The organism is Thermus sp. FJN-A (assembly GCF_054655095.1).
The window spans coordinates 1-471 of the sequence record NZ_BAAHSC010000146.1 but is presented as its reverse complement, the minus strand read 5'-3'; the positions used below and the strand labels follow the sequence as shown (position 1 = coordinate 471).

Annotated in this window: 1 protein-coding gene; it reads left to right on the top strand. The window is 71.3% G+C overall.

Features of this window, described 5'->3' with window-relative positions; all coding sequences use genetic code 11:
* Positions 1–16: 16 nt before the first annotated feature.
* On the top strand, positions 17–471 hold a 455-nt coding region (locus ACYQ0J_RS00750; RefSeq protein WP_460170290.1), incomplete at its 3' end, for a metal-dependent hydrolase.

The window sequence follows — 471 nt, the reverse complement described above, 5'->3', positions numbered from 1 at the left end:
TTTGCAAGGGGGGGCCATGACCGCCGCGACCCACCTGGCCGGGGCCGCCCTCACCGCTTCCCTCCTGCGGGGCTTCGGGGTGGAGGTGGGCCTCCTGGAGGGCCTGGCCCTGGCCTGGGGGGCGGTGATGCCGGATGTGGACACCACCACCTCCGGCCCCGGCAAGTTCCTGAGGCCCCTCTCCACCTTCCTGGAAAGGCGCTTCGGCCACCGCACCCTCACCCACTCCCTGCCCGTCCTCCTGGCCCTCGCCCTCCTCCTCCTTCCCCTCCGCCAGGCGGCCCCGGGGGCCTATGGAGCCTTCCTGACGGGCTACCTCTCCCACCTCCTCCTGGACACCATGAATGTGAACGGGGTGCCCCTCCTCTGGCCCTGGCGGGTGCAGTTCTTCTTCTTCCCCTCCCGGGAGTGGAGAATCCGCTACGCCTCCCCCCAGGAGGCCACCCTGGCCCTCTTCCTCGCCCTCTCCGG